This is a genomic window from Rhodoplanes azumiensis (assembly GCF_042682915.1).
GTDB classification, from domain to species: domain Bacteria; phylum Pseudomonadota; class Alphaproteobacteria; order Rhizobiales; family Xanthobacteraceae; genus Rhodoplanes; species Rhodoplanes azumiensis.
On sequence record NZ_JBHUIW010000079.1, the window covers coordinates 1 to 632 of the forward strand.

The window sequence follows — 632 nt, forward strand, 5'->3', positions numbered from 1 at the left end:
GGCGCGACCGAGCAGGCGGCGTCCGCCGAGGAGGCGTCGTCCTCGATGGAGGAGATGGCGGCGAACATCAAGCAGAACGCCGACAACGCCACCCAGACCGAGACGATCGCGCGCAAGTCGGCGGCCGACGCCGAGTCGAGCGGAGATGCCGTCGCCCGCGCCGTCGAGGCGATGCGCACCATCGCCGAGAAGATCACCATCGTGCAGGAGATCGCCCGCCAGACCGATCTCCTCGCTCTCAACGCGGCCGTCGAGGCGGCCCGCGCCGGCGAGCACGGCAAGGGCTTCGCGGTCGTCGCGTCGGAGGTGAGGAAGCTCGCCGAGCGCAGCCAGACCGCGGCGGCCGAGATCGGCACGCTGTCGTCGCAGACCGTCAAGGCGGCGCAGGAGGCCGGCGAGATGCTGACCCGGCTCGTGCCCGACATCCGCAAGACGGCCGAGCTGGTCTCGGAGATCAGCGCGGCGTGCCGCGAGCAGGACATCGGCGCCGAGCAGATCAACCAGGCGATCCAGCAGCTCGACAAGGTGACGCAGCAGAACGCCTCGGCCTCGGAGGAGATGTCGGCGACCTCGGAGGAGCTCGCCGCGCAGGCCGAGCAGCTGCAGGCCAGCATCGCCTATTTCCGCACCGA

Annotated in this window: 1 protein-coding gene; it reads left to right on the top strand. The window is 70.7% G+C overall.

What is annotated here, in order from left to right:
• The coding region (locus ACFSOX_RS23640; protein WP_378480269.1) for a methyl-accepting chemotaxis protein at positions 1-632 on the top strand (632 nt) is incomplete at both ends.